At 71.0% G+C, this 15794-nt stretch carries 12 protein-coding genes; 7 read left to right on the forward strand and 5 right to left on the reverse strand.

What is annotated here, in order from left to right:
- Window positions 1-141 precede the first annotated feature (141 nt).
- Window positions 142-750 (forward strand): hypothetical protein, encoded by a 609-nt coding sequence (locus ABZS54_RS00865; protein ID WP_355529108.1) that lies wholly within the window; start codon window positions 142-144, stop codon window positions 748-750.
- Between the two features lie 51 nt (window positions 751-801).
- On the opposite strand, the gene ABZS54_RS00870 is transcribed toward ABZS54_RS00865, so the two are convergent.
- Window positions 802-990: a hypothetical protein gene (locus ABZS54_RS00870; RefSeq protein WP_355529111.1), complete on the reverse strand. Its 189-nt coding sequence runs from the start codon at window positions 988-990 to the stop codon at window positions 802-804.
- Window positions 991-1185: 195 nt separating this feature from the next.
- On the opposite strand from ABZS54_RS00870, the gene ABZS54_RS00875 reads away from it, so the two are divergent.
- The 5 genes from ABZS54_RS00875 to ABZS54_RS00895 all read left to right on the forward strand — a co-directional run bounded on the left by ABZS54_RS00875 (window position 1186) and on the right by ABZS54_RS00895 (window position 7433).
- Window positions 1186-2208 carry an iron ABC transporter permease gene (locus ABZS54_RS00875; protein ID WP_355529114.1) on the forward strand — a complete coding sequence of 341 codons (1023 nt, stop codon included), beginning with the start codon at window positions 1186-1188 and terminating at the stop codon, window positions 2206-2208.
- Entirely contained in the window at window positions 2205-3242 is a 1038-nt protein-coding gene (locus ABZS54_RS00880; RefSeq protein WP_355529117.1) for an iron chelate uptake ABC transporter family permease subunit, read from the forward strand. Before ABZS54_RS00875 ends, ABZS54_RS00880 begins: the two co-directional genes overlap by 4 nt.
- Window positions 3239-4036 carry an ABC transporter ATP-binding protein gene (locus ABZS54_RS00885; RefSeq protein ID WP_355529120.1) on the forward strand — a complete coding sequence of 266 codons (798 nt, stop codon included), beginning with the start codon at window positions 3239-3241 and terminating at the stop codon, window positions 4034-4036. Before ABZS54_RS00880 ends, ABZS54_RS00885 begins: the two co-directional genes overlap by 4 nt.
- A gap of 65 nt (window positions 4037-4101) precedes the next feature.
- The gene (locus tag ABZS54_RS00890) at window positions 4102-5058 is read left to right on the forward strand and encodes an iron-siderophore ABC transporter substrate-binding protein (protein WP_355529123.1); all 957 of its coding nucleotides are present in this window, start codon (window positions 4102-4104) and stop codon (window positions 5056-5058) included.
- A 221-nt stretch (window positions 5059-5279) separates the two neighbouring features.
- A complete protein-coding gene (locus tag ABZS54_RS00895; RefSeq protein WP_355529126.1) occupies window positions 5280-7433 on the forward strand; it encodes a tetratricopeptide repeat protein in 2154 nt (717 codons plus the stop codon).
- An 8-nt stretch (window positions 7434-7441) separates the two neighbouring features.
- On the opposite strand, the gene ABZS54_RS00900 is transcribed toward ABZS54_RS00895, so the two are convergent.
- Window positions 7442-7810: a hypothetical protein gene (locus tag ABZS54_RS00900; RefSeq protein WP_355529129.1), complete on the reverse strand. Its 369-nt coding sequence runs from the start codon at window positions 7808-7810 to the stop codon at window positions 7442-7444.
- Window positions 7811-8031: 221 nt separating this feature from the next.
- Window positions 8032-9363, reverse strand: coding sequence for a hypothetical protein (locus ABZS54_RS00905; RefSeq protein ID WP_355529132.1), 1332 nt, complete (start codon window positions 9361-9363; stop codon window positions 8032-8034).
- A 239-nt stretch (window positions 9364-9602) separates the two neighbouring features.
- On the opposite strand from ABZS54_RS00905, the gene ABZS54_RS00910 reads away from it, so the two are divergent.
- A complete protein-coding gene (locus ABZS54_RS00910; protein ID WP_355529135.1) occupies window positions 9603-12764 on the forward strand; it encodes a BTAD domain-containing putative transcriptional regulator in 3162 nt (1053 codons plus the stop codon).
- 264 nt (window positions 12765-13028) lie between these two features.
- On the opposite strand, the gene ABZS54_RS00915 is transcribed toward ABZS54_RS00910, so the two are convergent.
- A complete protein-coding gene (locus tag ABZS54_RS00915; protein WP_355529138.1) occupies window positions 13029-13883 on the reverse strand; it encodes an alpha-L-glutamate ligase in 855 nt (284 codons plus the stop codon).
- Window positions 13884-13899: 16 nt separating this feature from the next.
- Window positions 13900-14871, reverse strand: coding sequence for a hypothetical protein (locus ABZS54_RS00920; RefSeq protein ID WP_355529355.1), 972 nt, complete (start codon window positions 14869-14871; stop codon window positions 13900-13902).
- Between the last annotated feature and the right edge of the window lie 923 nt (window positions 14872-15794).

The following is a 15794-nucleotide window of genomic DNA, read 5'->3' on the forward strand; positions in this document are numbered from 1 at the left end:
GGCGACGATTCGGGCGGGCGGAACCGCTGGGGGACCGCAGGATTTCGGTATGCCGGGCCTCAGCGCGAGCCGCCGCCCGAACCACGTGCGCCTGCTCGCCCACGCGGCTTGAGCGCGGCCCCGGCCAGGATCGCCGGCGCGGTGACCAGCAACGTCGTCGTGACGATCGACGTCCCACGCACTGGCGGTGCCACCGCGGGCGGTCGGGCCACCGGACGTCGGACCGCGATCGGTTGCAGCGGCGGCGGAGTCACCACCGGCGGGCTGGTCGGCGGCGGTGTACTCGGCGGCTTCGGAACCGGCGGGGTCGGCCGCACCGGCGGCGTCGACTTGGCCACCACGACCGCGACCGGCGTGGACCGGGCCACGGGCGGCGGCGTACGCACCGGCGTGGGCTTCGGCGGCGGCGAGGGTGGTGGCGTCGGCTTGGGTTTGGTCGGTGTCGGCGACGGCTTGGGCGTGGGCCGGCACGAGCCGTCCCGCACCAGCCGGAAATCGACCTTCAACCCGATCCCACCGGTCGGCGGCCCGGTGGCCGGAATCACGTCGACCCGGACGCTCGCCCCGGGCGAGCTTCCGATCGAAACGCACACATCCACATTCGTGCCCGGCGTGTGCTTGCCACCGGCACCCGACCCCGCCCACGCCACGCCGGCCGGAGCAGCCAACAAGGCGCCCGCCCCGACCACGCACCCCCAGCGGCGCGCCCGACCCCATGCGCTCATGAGAACGATCATCCGGCAGAATTGATGGCTTTAGCCTAAATGTCTGCCGGATTCACTCGAAAGGGTAGAGTCGCCGTCAAATACGCACATCCGCAACGGAATTACCCGACAACTGGTAGCCATGCCCGGCGGGCGACGGGCCTCCTGCAAGCGTCGGTGTGCGTCGGATGACCGCGACCTGGATGCCCTCCAACGGCCGATGCGAACTCACCTGCCAGTCGCTCCCGAACGACACCTGCGCACCCGAGCCGACCAGCGTGCGCATCGGAGCGAGCCGGTGCGCGGCGCAGCCCTGCCGAGTCGACGCCGAACGACGCCGCACTCGACCCGGCCGCGCCGGCTCCGATGATCGACCCGGGCGGGAGGGTCTGCCAGTGCCGCCCGCGCAGTTGTCCCGCGACCCTGGGTGAACTCGGACCCCCGACTGGGGCCGAAAATTAGGCCAGCCTAGCCTTCTCCAGTGAATGTCCTCCCGACGCGGGGTCGCCCGAGCAAGCGCCGAGTCCTCTACCTGGTCTCGGCCCTGTTCGTGCTCGCCGCCGCGTGTCTGCTCAGCCTCGCCGTGGGCAGCCGAGCCATCGCACCGAGCGTCGTCCTGGACGCACTCGTGCACGGCGGCGACTCCACCGACGCGATCGTGGTCGACTCGATGCGCCTGCCGCGCACCGCCGTCGCGCTCCTGGTCGGCGCGTCGCTCGGCATCGCCGGCACCTGCATGCAGGGGCTGACCCGCAATCCGATCGCCGAGCCCGGCATCCTGGGCATCAGCAACGGCGCCGCCACCGGTGTGGTGACCGCGATCGCGGTGTTCGGCGTGACCAGCCTGACCGGATACGTGTGGTTCGGTTTCGCCGGCGCGCTGTGCACGGGGGTGCTGGTGTACGCGGTCGCGGCGCGTGGGCGCGGTGGCGCCACCCCGGTCAAGCTCGCGCTGTCCGGGCAGGCCCTTGCCGCCACGCTCGGCGCGGTGATCACCCTGGTGCTCACCACCGATCAGGGCACGCTGGACCAGTACCGGTTCTGGCTGGTCGGCTCGCTGTCCGGGCGCACCGACGAAGTGGCCTGGCAAATGGTGCCGTTCGTCGGCGTGGGCATGGTGCTGGTGGCCTCCACCGCTCGCGGCCTGGACGCGCTCGCGCTGGGCGACGACGTGGCCAAGGGGCTGGGCCACAAGGTGAACCGGATCCGGGTGATCGGCGGCCTGGGTGCGACCGTGCTGACCGGCGTCGCGGTCGCCGCGACCGGTCCGATCTCATTCGTCGGCCTGGCCGTCCCGCACGCCGCGCGTGCCCTGGTGGGCAGCGATCACCGCTGGGTGTTGGCCATGTCGGCGCTGCTCGCGCCGATCCTGCTATTGGTCGCCGACGTCCTGGGCCGGATCATCTTCCCGCCCGCCGAGGTCGAGGTGGGCGCGATGACCGCGCTGATCGGGGTACCGATCCTGGTCGTGCTGGTGCGCCGCAAGCCGGTGGTGTCCGGATGAGTCACCGCCCGTACGGCCATGTCCTGGTCCGCCGCCCGCGCTTCTCGTTCCTCGTGCACCGCCGCTCCGCGGTGGTCGCGAGCGTGCTGGCCGTCCTGCTCGCGGCCGTCTTCCTGCTCAGCCTGTGCGTGGGTGTGCGGTTCATCCTGCCCGGCGACGTGCTCAAGGTTCTGTTCGGGGACGACGAGAGCATCGTGGTCGAGACGCTGCGGCTGCCGCGCACGACGGTCGGGCTGCTGGTCGGCTTGGCCTTCGGTATCGCCGGCGCGCTGATCCAGACCGTCGCCCGCAACCCGCTGGCCAGCCCGGACGTGATCGGCGTCTCGCACGGCGCCGCGGCGGCCGTGGTGTTCGGCCTGGTCTTCGGCTTCGGCGGACCCACCGCGACGCCGCTCACCGCGGTCGCGGGCGGCAGCGTCGCGGCCTTCCTGGTCTACGTGCTGGCCTGGCGCCGCGGCCTGAACGCGCAGCGGTTCGTGCTGATCGGCGTCGGCATCTCGGTGGCCCTGGCCGCGGTCACCAACCTGCTCCTGACCAAGGCCGACATCACCCTCGCCCAGCAGGCCAAGGTGTGGATGTCGGGCAGTCTGAACGGACGCGGCTGGTCCCAGGGCGAGCCGCTGTTCCGGGTGCTGCTCGCGCTCGTCCCGGCGATCGTGTGGGCGGCGCGGGCGGCGCGCTCGGCCGGTTTCGACGACGACACCGCGATCGCCCTCGGGGTGCGGCTCGGCCGGATCCGGCTCGGCCTGGTCGTGGTCGGCGTGCTACTCGCGTCGGTGGCGACGGGCGCAGCCGGGCCGGTGGACTTCGTCGCCCTGGTGGCCCCGCAGGTGGCCCGCCGGCTGGCCCGAACCCCGCAGGTGCCGCTGGTGTGTTCGGCCCTGCTCGGCGCGCTGATCGTGGTGTCTGCGGACATCGGCGCACGCATGCTGATCTCGAACGCCGAGTTGCCGGTGGGCGTGCTCACCGCGGCCGTCGGCGGCCCGTACCTGCTGTGGATGTTGACCCGTTCCCGTGCCGGAGGCGCCTCGTGACCACCCATCGGCTCGCCGCTCGCGACCTGACGCTCGGCTACGAGGATCGGATCGTGGTGCGCGACCTGGACCTGGAGGTGCCCGCCGGTCGGGTCACCGTCGTGGTCGGCCCGAACGCGTGTGGCAAGTCCACGCTGTTGCGCTCGCTGGGCCGGTTGCTCAAGCCGATTTCCGGCAGCGTGCTGCTCGACGGCGCGGCGCTGCGCGATCTGCCCACCCGCGAAATCGCCCGACGCATCGGCGTGTTGCCGCAAAGTCCGGTACCGCCCGAGGGGATCACCGTCGCCGACCTGGTGGCGCGCGGCCGGCAGCCGTACCAGCGCTGGTGGCAGCAGTGGTCCGACGAGGACGAGGACGTGGTCGCCGACGCGATGCGGCGCACCGATGTGCTCGAACTCGCCGACCGCTACGTGGACGAGCTTTCCGGCGGTCAGCGGCAGCGGGTGTGGATCGCGATGGCGCTCGCGCAGGGCACCGGCATCCTGCTCCTGGACGAGCCGACCACCTTCCTGGACATCGCGCACCAGGTCGAGGTGCTCGACCTGGTGCGCGAACTGAACGTCACCCGCGAACGCACCGTGGTCGCCGTGCTGCACGACCTCAACCAGGCGTGCCGATACGCGGATCACCTGATCGCGATGCGCGACGGTTCGATCGTCGCGCAGGGCGCTCCCGCCGAGATCGTCACGGCCGAGCTGGTACGGGACGTCTTCGGACTCGCGTGTGTGGTCATCCCGTGTCCGGTCACCGGTGCGCCGATGGTCGTCCCGGGGCAACTCCACAAGGCCGGGTAGGCATCGGCCTCGTCGTGTCTGCTCTCCTTTTGTCCCGTTCACACCGTCCTTCCCAAGGAGTTCGCATGCCCTCCGTGTCCCTGCTCCGTGTCACGGCCGCCCTCGGAGTGGCCGGGGCACTCGTCCTGACCGGGTGTTCCTCCGAGGGCGCCGACGGCGACAAGGGCGCCGAGTCCGGGCCGGTCGACACCCGCGAGGTGCGCACCGCCAAGGGCGTGGTCAAGGTTCCGGTCGCGCCCAAGCGGGTGGTCACCCTGGACATGGGCGAGTTGGACACCGCACTGACCCTGGGGGTCAAGCCGGTGGGGTCCGTGGTGGGCAGCCCCGGTGCCGGTTTCCCGAAGTACCACGGTGACAAGACCGCGGGCATCAAGGAGGTCGGCGCGATCGGTGCGCCCAATTTGGAGGCGATCGCGGCGCTGAAGCCGGACCTGATCCTGGGCAGCCTGGTCCGCGACGCCGATCGCTACGACGCGCTGAGCAGGATCGCCCCGGTGGTCTTCTCCGAGCAGGCCGGTACCCAGTGGCGGCAGAACTTCCTGCTGGACGCGGACGCGCTGAACAAGAAGGCCGAAGGCGACCAGGTGGTGGCCAAGTTCACCGCGCGGGCCAAGGCGCTGGGCGCCGGTCAGGGCAACCCGGCCTCGGTCAAGGTCGGCGTGCTGCGCTTCGTCGCGGGTCAGAACCGCCTGTACGGCAAGGCATCCTTCGTCGGCGGCATCCTGTCCGAGGCCGGTCTGGGTCGTCCCGACGCGCAGAACGTGGACACGTTCATGGTCGAGGTCAGTGCCGAGCAGATCGAAAAGGCCGACGGTGACGTGATCTTCGTGGCCACCTACGGACCCAAGGACAAGACGGACCACGACAAGGTGTTCGGCGGCCCGCTGTGGAAGACCCTCAAGGCGGTCCAGGCGAACCGGGCGCACGAGGTGGACGACGAATACTGGATGGTCGGTACCGGCTACACCGCGGCCGGCCACGTGCTCGCCGACCTGGAACGCGATCTGCCGAAGCGGGTCTGACCGGCGCATTCGGTGGCGGACCGAAGCTTCGCGGCCGGCGGCGCGACCCGGTTCGGGGGAGCGGACACGCGCAGCGCCTCCCGGCGGCCGGCGCCGGCCGATACCCCCGGGGAGGTTTCGCGGGCCTGCCGGGCGACAAACATCCAGGATGCCCTTGCGCCCACCGGGTCGGGTTCGGCCACGCGTGAGGGCGGTTCCGACCGCGACGAACGGGGGCGCACGTGTCGGAGGTCGACGACGGGCGCGCCGGCGGGCCGGTTCGTCCCCCGGACGCAAGCCACAACGAACTCGGCGGCACCGTATACGGCCCGAGCGTGCAGGCCCGAACCGTGCACGGCGGCATCCACTTCTCGGTACAGCGCCCGGACACCGCGGTCGTGCCCTGGCAACTGCCACCCGGGCCGCCGATGATCGATCGACGCCGCGAACTGGCCGAGCTGCATCGGCTGCTGCGCGCCGACGGCGGCCCGATCGTGCTGCTCAGCGGCATGCCCGGAGTGGGCAAGACGACGCTCGCCCTCGCGTGGCTGCGCGGCTTGGGCGAGGAGTTCCCCGACGGCCGGTTGTACGCGGATCTGCGCGGGCACGGCGACGGCCCACCCGCCCGGTGGACCGAGATCGTCGGCGGCTTCCTGCGCGGACTCGGCGTGCCGGCGGGCGAGGTGCCGCCGGTACCGGCCGAACAGTTGGGTCTGTACCGGTCGTTGACCGCGCAACGCCGGTTGGGCGTACTGCTGGACGACGCGGCCACCGCGGCCCAGGTCAGACCGCTGTTGCCGGCCGGGCCCAATGTGACGGTGGTGACCAGCCGCAGCAGGCTGTCCGGCCTGTTGGTCAACGGCGGCGTGCCGGTCCACCTCGAACCGCTCGAACGGCAGGCCGCGGTGGAGCTGCTCGCGGCCACGATGAACGACCATCGGGTCCGCCAGGAGCCGGTCCAGGCAGGTGAGTTGGTCGACCTGTGCGCCCGGCTTCCGCTTGCCGTCCAGGTGGCCGCCGCGCGGCTGGCGGCACGGCCCAACCGGCCGATCACCACGATGGTGCGGGCGCTGGCCGACGAGCGGGGCCGGTTGGACGCGCTCGCGTTGGACGGCGACCACACCGTCCGGGCCGCGCTGGATGTCTCCTATCGCGATCTGCCCGAGGCCGCGTCCCTGCTCTACCGCGGCCTCGGGGTGCATCCGGGGCCCGACTTCGGGCCGGTCGTCGCCGCCGCGCTGCTCGGCACCGGCGAGGGCGGCGACCCCGATGCCGCGCAACTCGTCCTGGATGTTCTCGTCGATCGGAACCTGCTCACCGAGGCCGCCGACGGACGCTATCGGTTCCACGATCTGATCCGGCTGCACGCGGTGGCCAAGATGTGCGATCGCCCGGCCCCCGAGCGCGCCGACGCGCTGCGCGCGACACTCGACCACTACCTCGCCACGGCCACCTGCGCCGAGGTGCTGCTCGAACCCCAGCACGCCACGTTGTCCCGCGACTACGCCCGCGCCGACGTGCCGCGGGTGGAATTCGCCGACCGGGGCGCGGCATTGGCCTGGCTGGAGCAGCATCGAGTCACCCTGTCGGCCGCGATCCGAGCTGCGGCGAGTGCGCGACTACCGGTGTTGGCCTGGCAGTTGACCGACGCCTTGTGGCCGCTGTTCCTGCGTGGCAAGTACTTCGACGAGGCCCGAACGGCGCATGAGATCGGTCTGCGCGCGGCGCGGGAGTGTGCCGATCCGGCGGCCGAGTCGCGGATGTCGACGTCGGGCGGACTGAGCGAGCTGAGCGCCGGCAACCATGACACCGCGCTGCGGATGTTCACCGAGGCGAGCCGGGTGTGCGTGGATTCCGGGGACGCGGTCGGGGCCGCTCGCACGCGTAACTACACCGGTCTGGCGCTGCTTCGCCTGGGTCGGCTGGACGAGGCGGCCGAGGCGTTCCGCGAGGCCGAGGCCCGGTGTCTGGCGTTGGGCGACGACCGCCCGGCCGCACTGGCCCGGTTCAATCGGGCGGACGTCGCGCTGCGCTCGGGGCTGCCGGACCGGGCCGTCGAGTACGCGGAGGCGGCCCGGGTCGAACTGGACCGGGTGGGCGACGAGTACAACGCCGCTCGGGCGCAGGCGCTGATCGGCCGCGCGCTGTCGGCTTGGGCCCGGCACGACGAGGCGGACGCACAGCTGACCGCCGCCCTGGAGGTGCTTCGCGGGCACCGGGCGCCGGTGGAGGCGGCCCACGTGTTGTCCGCGCTCGCCGAATCGGCCGAGCGGCGTAAGCGCCCCGACCACGCACGGGAGCTGTACGCCGAGGCCCTGGAGTTGTACGGGGCGGTGCGGACGCCGGCGGCCGAGGTCGTCCGCGCACGGCTGCGCGACCTCGGTCCGCCGGGGTGAGCCGCGACTCAGCGAGGGGCGACCTCCCATACGGTCAACGCGTGCAGGATCGAAGCGTAGACCGGCCATACCGCGGCGGTGTTCGTGCGGCGAGCCGAGCCCGGCGCCGAGGAGCCGAGCCGAACCAGGGCCAAATCCGGTCCACAGGCGATCACCGTGACCAGGGCGCCGGGATGCGCCGAGGCCAACTCGCGGTCTCGATCGACCAATCGCGCCCAGCACGGCGCAGTGTCCTCGGCGACGACCACCACGTCGGCCGACGCCAACCCGCTGCCGGGTAGTTCGGTTCGGGTGTGCTCGTCCACGGTGACCCGGCCGTCGCCCGAGCGGATCAGCACGGTGACCGAGAGCACGTCACGTCGGGCCGATCCGCCCACCGGCCGGAGTCCGGGGTCCCGCGGGCATCCGGCTTCCTGCGGGCATCGGGCGCCCTTCGGGCGTCCCGCTTCTGCCGGGTATCCCGCTCCCCTCAGGCTTCCCGTCCTTCCCAGACCTTCCGCCTTTCCCAGGCCTACCCTCTTTCCCGGGCTTCCCGTTTCTCCCGGGCTTCCCGTTTCTCCCGGGCATTCCGCTTCCCCCGGGCATCCCGAGAGCCCCGTCATCGGAGCGGTCCCGGCAGGTCGGCGACGCGGGCGAAGGGTCGACTCGAAGGCGCCTTCAGCTTGAGGTGGCGGTACATCAGGCCGCGCGTGTTCCGCGCGAAGGCGCCCGGCTGGGAGGTGATCCTGGTGGCCACCCGGTCGTAGTCCGCCCGGCGAAACTCCTCAGGAATCCTGGACAGTTGCGCGAGCATCGACCGGCGATGCCGGATCCGCGGCGCGAATTCGGCCAACTCGCCCAGCGGCGAGGCCGGATCGATGTCCGCCTCCGGGTAGGTCGCCAGCGCCACCGGCGCCCCGGTGGCCGTTGCGTACAGACTCAGCGAGCCGTGGTCACCGACCACGCAGTCCGCCGAGACCAGCACGCCCCGCCAGTCGTCCTCCGGTGGGATCAGCGTCAGGCCCTCGCGCAACGACTCGGCGAGCCAGGAACGCACCTGCCAGGCGCCGTGCCCGCTCCACACGTTCGGATGCATCAGCGCCGTCACCCGGTAGGCGTCGCGCGGCAGTTCCACGGTCATCCGATGCAGCAGTTCGGGGGTGCGGCCGAGCAGCGAGTTGCCGCCCCAGGTCGAGGTGACCACGACGTGTCGCTGCCGGGCGCCGATCCGCAGTGCGTCGCGATAGCGCGCCCGGTCGGGGCGACTCGCCACCAGGCAGTCGTAGTTGGGATCACCGGCGACCACTGCCACGGCCACCGCCTCCGGGCAGGTGGTGCCGAGCCGGGTCAACTCCTCGGTGTGCGCGAGCAGGATGGTGGCCGGCACCAACTGCCCGTCCCGGATCAGCCATTGCGCCGACAGTCCGTACGTTCCACGGGCGGCGACCGCACGCCCACCGTGCGGGGCGGAGACCAGCTTGTTGTGCCCCGCACCGTGCGCCATCACCACCACCGGCGCGTCGAGTTCGTGCAGCCCGCCGTGCCCGGCGGCCAACGCGAGGTCGAACCGCATGTCCACCGCGCGCTGCCACGGCAATGTGGTGGCCCCGAGCCGGTCCAGGAACTCCGCGACGCCCGAGGAGAAGACCGTGGGCGCCATGGTGAAGAACACCTCCACCCGCAAATCCCCTTCCAGGAGCCGGACGGCTTCGATCAGGCGCTGGCCCGACGTGACGTTGTGCACCACGACGAGCACCCCTCGCACCGCCGATCGAGTCGTCCACCGTGCCGCGTCCGGTCGGACGGGTACGGGTCTCCTGTCGCCTGCCATGATCGTCATCCATGCCTCCATGAGCGTCGTCACCACCGGACGGGCCCGTTCCCCCGTGACCGGGCGGTCGGTTCGGTCGATCCCCTCGATCGGGTCGATCCCGTCGATACGGTGAATCACCGTCGACAACATGGACATCCCCGACTCACCGGATGAATTCCTTGCAGGTCGCCTGCAATGGACCTGCAATGGGTTCGCACAAGTACGGCAACCGGAATGAGCCGTCACGCATAGGCGATTTCCGGTCGGATTGCGGGTGTCGCTTCTGGTGGCGCTGTGGCTGAACGTGCCACAGTGGTTGGACGACACCTCGGCACCGGGCGCATCGGCCAGGAGAACTGGGGCGGGGGGATGACGCGGTGCTATCGATCCGTGTGCTGGGCCCGATGGAGCTGTGGGTGGACGGCACGCAGCACTCCTTGGGCTCGGTCAAGGAGCGGTGTGTGCTGGCCGTCCTGTTGGGCGCCGAGGGCACCGCGGTCTCCACTGATTCGATGATCAGTCGGGTATGGGACGACGAGCCGCCGGTCACCTCGGTCGAGACCTTGCGCAGCTACGTCTCCCGATTACGCAACCGACTGCGCGTCGCGGGCGACGGCGTGCGATTGTCCTCGGATTCGCGGACCTATCGGCTGCTGGTGGACGCCGAGGCGGTCGACTTCCGCCGGTTTCGCCGGTTGCACGAACAGGCCGGCGCCACCGAGGATCCGGAGGCGGCCGCCGACCTGCTGCGCGTGGCCGAACGACTCTGGCGCGGGCAGCCGTTCGCGGGACTCCCGGGCCTGTGGGTGCAGTCCATGCGGGAGAAGCTCAAGGAGCAGCGCAGACAGATCCGCGAGCGGCGCATCCACCTCGAACTCGGCCTGGGTCGCCACGCCGAAGTCGTGGGCGAGTTACGGGACCTGGCGGCGCGGCACCCCGTTGCCGAGCCGGTGGTGGCCGATTTGATGCTCGCTTTGTATCGGTGCGGGCGCTACAGCGAGGCGCTGGAGACCTATCGGCGAACCCGGGCCCGGTTGAGCACCGAATTGGGCGCGGATCCGGGGCCGGATCTGGAGCGCCTGCACACCCGATTGCTGCACCGGGACCCGGCCTTGTCGGCGCCCGCCCGGTCGCGCAAGGAACCGCGGATCCGGGCGCCGGCGGCGGCACCGCCCGCGACGGCACCCGACACACTGCTGCGGGACACCCGGCATTTCATCGGCCGTACCGCCGAACTGGCCCGGCTGTTGCGCGAGGACGACATCGGCACCGCGCTGCCGATCACGGTGATCTCGGGTCTGGCCGGAGTGGGCAAGACCTGCCTGGCGATCCACGCCGCGCACCTGATGCGGGCGAGCTATCCCGACGGCCGGTTGTATCTGAACCTGCATGCACACGATCCGCACGAGTCGCCGATCGAACCGACCGAGGCACTCGGGTCACTGCTGATCTCGATGGGCATGCCGGCGCAGCACCTGGCGCTGACCCCGGACCTGCGGGCGGCGCAATGGCGGCGGGAGATGGCCGATCGACGGGCGTTGATCGTGCTCGACGACGTCCGGGACGCCGCGCAGGTGCGACTGCTGCTTCCGGGCAGCCCCAGTTGCCGGGTCCTGGTGACCAGTCGGCGCCGACTCACCGACCTCGAAGGCGCCGGCCCGCTGTCCCTGGAGGTACCCGACACCGCGGACGCGGCGGCGCTGTTCACCCTGATCGCGGAGGAGTCCCGGAGGCTGGACGACGCGGACCGCGCACTGGTCGACGAGATCGTGAACCGGTGCGGAAATCACCCGTTGGCGGTGCAGCTCACCGCGAATCGCTTTCGGCATCGCGCCTGGCGGGTACGCGATCTGGCCACACGCCTGGCCGAGGCGGCCCGACGCCTGGACGTGATCGACGCGCCGCCCGGTATCTCGATGGCGTTCGACCTGTCCTACGCGGAGTTGGGACCGGCCGCGCAATCGGTCTTCCGCCGACTCGCACTGCATCCCGGCCCCAACCCGTCCTGGCTCGCCGCGGTGGCGGTGTGCGGCCTCGAAGCGGACGAGACCCGGCGCGGCATGGACGAGTTGGTGGAGGCGCACCTCGTGGACGAACCCGCCCACGACCGCTACCGCTTCCACGACCTGGTGCACGACTTCGCGATGCACACGGCACACCGCGAGGAGCCGGATGGCGAACGCGCCGACGCGGTACGGCGCGTGCTCGACCTGTATCTGGACCTGGCGGACCGGGCGGACCGGCTCGCCTATCCGCACGGGCGACGCTCGGGCCTGGTACCGGTGCCCGCGCAGCGGGCAAAGGCGCCGTTCGCCACGGCCGAGGAGGCGGAGGAGTGGCTCGGCCGCGAGCGGTCGAACCTGGTGGCCGCCACGCGACTGGCCGGCACCGAGTCACCCGAGCACATTCGGTTCCTGCCCGAGGTGTTGACCCGGTCGCTCTTGAAATGGGGCTCGTGGGAACTCGCCCGCGACCTGTACACCGCCTCGCTCACAGCGTGGCGCCGGGCCGGTACGCGCGAGCCCAGGGCGGAAACGCATCTGCTGATCGAGCGCGCGTCGATCCAGTGGCGTCTGGGCGCGCACGAGGCCGCCTTCGCGGACGCAGCCGAGGCTCTCGCGCTGGCCGAGGACGCGAAGGATCCGCACGGCCAGGCCGAGGCGCTCGCCGAGCTCGGCGCCACGCACGTGCGCGCGGGCCGTTTCACGGCCGCGCTCGATCATCTGGATCGCGCGCTCACCGTGCACCGCGACATCGACAATCCACACGGCCGGGCCGGAATCCTGCTGCATCTCGCGGTGGCCCTCGGGCACCTGCGGAGATACGAACAGGCCACCAGCCGGTTGTTCACCGCACGCGATGTCTACGAATCTCTGGGCGAGCGGCGCGAGCTGGCGAAAATCCTCAACAACATCGGCGAGCTGTATTTTCTCCAAAACGACTTCGACAATGCGGAACGGTACTACCTGGAATCACTCGAAGTGGCCCGCCGCAGCAATGGCCGCGCCGAATTCGCGGTGCTCATGAACAATCTCGGCCAGGTCGCACTCGCACGTGGGAATCCCACCGGCGCGCTGGAGCGCTACGCACAGGCGCTGCATGTCTACCGACAAATCAGCGATCTGCGCTGCGAGGCCGACACGCGGATCAACGTCGGCCTGGCCCATCTGGCGATGGGCGCGCCGGGTGAGGCGCTCACGCACTTCGCCCAGGGGCGGGCGATCGCCGATCGCATCGGCGACGTCCTGCACCGGCAACGGGCCGCCGCCGGTTTCGCCCGGGCCCACTTCGACCTGGACAACCCGGTCGCCGCCCGGGCCGAGTACCACACGAGCGCCGAGCTGGCCCACGAGATGGGCACCGAGCTGGAGGAAGCCCACGCCCTCGCCGGCCTGGCGCGGACGACCGAGACACTCGACGGCGAACTCGCCGCCCGCCCGCTGTGGTCATCCGCGCTGGCCGTCTACGAACGACTGGGCGCCACCGAGGCCGACGAGGCACGCAACGCGCTCGGCGACCTCGACGACTCCGCATCGTGACTCACACGAGGCCGGGGAAGAACCACGGACCGACCGTCGACCAGAAATCGCCGACGCCCATCATGAAGGTTGTGGGCAGGTAAAACAGAGCAGTCATCAGCAGATGCCTTTCCAACCTGTTACGAATTACGCGGCAACAGGGAACGTTTCCGTATCCGAGTTCCGCAGCAGGAACGGTAACAGTGCAGGCGGGGGTCAGGCGACGTTTTGGCACTGCGGAGACAACATATATATCTGAGGGTCCGTCAGTGAATTTGTTTCGCCCTATTGACTCGCTTTGCACCCGGCATCCGGCACCCGAAAGGCGGAAAAGCGTGCTTCGATCCTCTTTTCCGTCCTGTCCGAATTTCCATCCCGTGCGGCCAATGCCGCCAGCGCCTCGGGCGCTCCGCTCATCCCCCGCATGCCGGGGAACGCGTTGACGTCGATGATCGACGGAATGCCATCCACCTCCAGGATGTCCACCCCGTACACATCCAGGCCGAAGGCGATGCCGACCCGGCGCGCGAGGGTGGACCAGCCGGTGGGGAGATCCTCCGGCGCTATCGGCTTGGTCTCCGCTGGGCCGTCGAGCGCGGTGCGGCGCAAGCCCGCGAAGACGTGACCGTCGACCACCCACAGCTTGTGATCCCAGCCGCCGTTGTCGACGAACTCCTGGGCCACGATCGGCTCGTCCGGCCAGTCCCGGGCCATCGTGCGCAGCGCGTCGAGGTCGTCGACCCGGGCAACCAGGTCGTGCCGGCGGCTGTGTCGGCTCTTGACCATCAGCGGGAAAACCGGGGCGGTCGCGAGCAACCGGGCGGGCGAGGCGAAGGCCGTGGTGGCCGGGAACGGCAGCCGGGCCGCCCAGGCGAGTTCGGCCATGCGTACCCGGTCCTGGCACGCCCGGGTGGCGGCCGCGGAGTTGAGCACCCGGGCGCCGTGTCGCTCGGCCCGCTCGGCGAACGCGAGCGCCTTGGCCGTGCGCGCCTTGAGCAGGTAGACGTCGGCGTTGATCGGGTGTCCGTCGGTGACGGTGTCGGGGTCGAGGGCGATCACCTCATGACGGAGCGTCAACAAGGCGTGCGCGTCCGCCAGAAGCGGGTGGTCGGGGCGATCGGTGACGAGGCAGATCCGCACGTGTGCACGCGCCCCGTCAGCCGACGTACGCGGGCGACGCGGCGTCGACGATCGCAGTCGTACCGGCGTGGGCGGGCGTGACCCCGGCCCTGGAGCGCAGCGACGTGCGGGCGACAGCGGTCGGCATCGTGGCCACGTTCTTGGCCACGGCCGTACCGACTCCCCTATCGACTCCGGCGTCGGCGGCCGCGAGGTCGAGCACCGCGCGGGCCACCCGGGCCACCCCGTCGGGCACACAGCGGAAACTCGGGAAGTCGTTGATGTCCACGACCATCGGTCCGTCCGGCCCCTCGATGATGTCCACGCCGAACAGGTCGAGCCCGAAGGCCTCACCGATCCGGTGCATCAGCGCGGCCGTACCGCTCGGCAACGGCACCCGGCTCTCCCGGACCGAATGCCCTGGATGCAGCGGCGATCGCCGCACGGTCGCGTGTAGTTCGCCGGAGACGCTGTACACCTTCAGGTCTCGACCCGCGTTCGGGACGTACACCTGGGCCAACAGCGGACCCTCACCATCGAGTTCCGAGCCCAATCGGGCCAGTTCCTCGGGCGTGGACACCAGATGCACGGCCCGCCCGGAGCTGCCGTCGGCCGGCTTGACCACGAGCGGATAGGCGTCGGCGGGAATCGAGGACAGCAACTCCGGCACCGCGGCGAAGTAGGTGACCGGCATCGGCAGCCCGTGGGCACGCGCGATCACCGCGGCCACCGCCTTGTCACGGACCGATCGGATCGCCCGCGCGTCGTTGATCGTGGTGAGCCCGAGCGCCGCCGCGGCTTCCAGCATGCTCAGTCCCGGACCGCCGGAGACCGTCTTGAGCACCCACGCGTCGTGCGAGCCGGCCCGGATCAGGTCGGACAACTCGATCAACGAGCTGCCGGGACGCACGATGTCGACGTGGTGCCCCCACGCATCGAGCTGGCGGACCACATCGAGCGGCATGCCATCGTGGCGGTAATGCTCCTCTACGAGGAACGCCAAGGCCATTTTCATCCGATATCCCCCCGGGACGGCCGCCGTTCCCCCATCCGGCAGAACATTGACGGCACAGCATGCCACGCGCACCGTGGACGACCGGCACACACCCCACCAAACTCCACGGGTGACCACCATCATGGGCCATTTGGGGGGTGATTCGTCATCAGGTCAAGAGTAGAGAGGAATCGGGTGCTCCGCTCGGGCGCCCGGCATAGAGCAGGTCAAGGCGTACGCCGGCCCAGGAGGGCCGAGGATGGGGCGGGGCGGGGCACGGTGGGGCGCAACGATCGGGCGGCGAGCGGGACCGAGTCGAGGCGTACGAGCAGTGCGGAGTGCGCCCCGGGTGGGTGGGGGCACACCGCGCCTGGTCGCCGGATCGGGCGCCGACGATGGCCGGGCGCACCGCGAAGGGCGGCCGGCGGGGGTCGCCGGCGACGGTGGGGCGCCTCGCTACGGCGGACCGATCACGCCGTGCGCGGGTCCGGGAATCGGCCCGGGATCGGTTCGGCACAGCCGCCGGAGCCACCGGTGATGCCGGCAGTACGAGAGTGGCCTTCGGGGCGTGGACGAGCGGCCACGCGGCGAGGCTCGCGCGGCCGGGCGGCCTGATCTGCAACCCTGCCTGATTGCACCCGATTTTGCCCGGTTCAACTGGGTCGGCCGGCCCACCAGGTGGTGCCCCTCGCACGCAACGCAGCCAGCCGCAACGTCACCGCGGGCGATGGCACCCGCGGACGAGGGCCTGCGCGCTTCCTGTCGTGGGCGGACGCCCGTCACACGAACAGGGGGTCGCCTACGGGCCGTTCGTGATGAACACGACGGCACGGATGCAACAGCCGTTCAGCACGGACGTTCAGCGCCGAGGACGCCCGGATGTTCGGGCCGGTCCCTCGCGCGGCCGAACACCCGGCGTACACCCCGCGCCTGGATCG

Source organism: Embleya sp. NPDC005575, assembly GCF_040605455.1.
Classification (GTDB): domain Bacteria; phylum Actinomycetota; class Actinomycetes; order Streptomycetales; family Streptomycetaceae; genus Embleya.

Bases quoted from the DNA above. Each gene is read 5' to 3' on its own strand.
- ABZS54_RS00870 (WP_355529111.1), bottom strand. From the start codon at position 990: ATGCGCACGCTGGTCGGCTCGGGTGCGCAGGTGTCGTTCGGGAGCGAC.
- ABZS54_RS00880 (WP_355529117.1), top strand. From the start codon at position 2,205: ATGAGTCACCGCCCGTACGGCCATGTCCTGGTCCGCCGCCCGCGCTTC.
- ABZS54_RS00890 (WP_355529123.1), top strand. From the start codon at position 4,102: ATGCCCTCCGTGTCCCTGCTCCGTGTCACGGCCGCCCTCGGAGTGGCC.
- ABZS54_RS00920 (WP_355529355.1), bottom strand. From the start codon at position 14,871: ATGGCCTTGGCGTTCCTCGTAGAGGAGCATTACCGCCACGATGGCATG.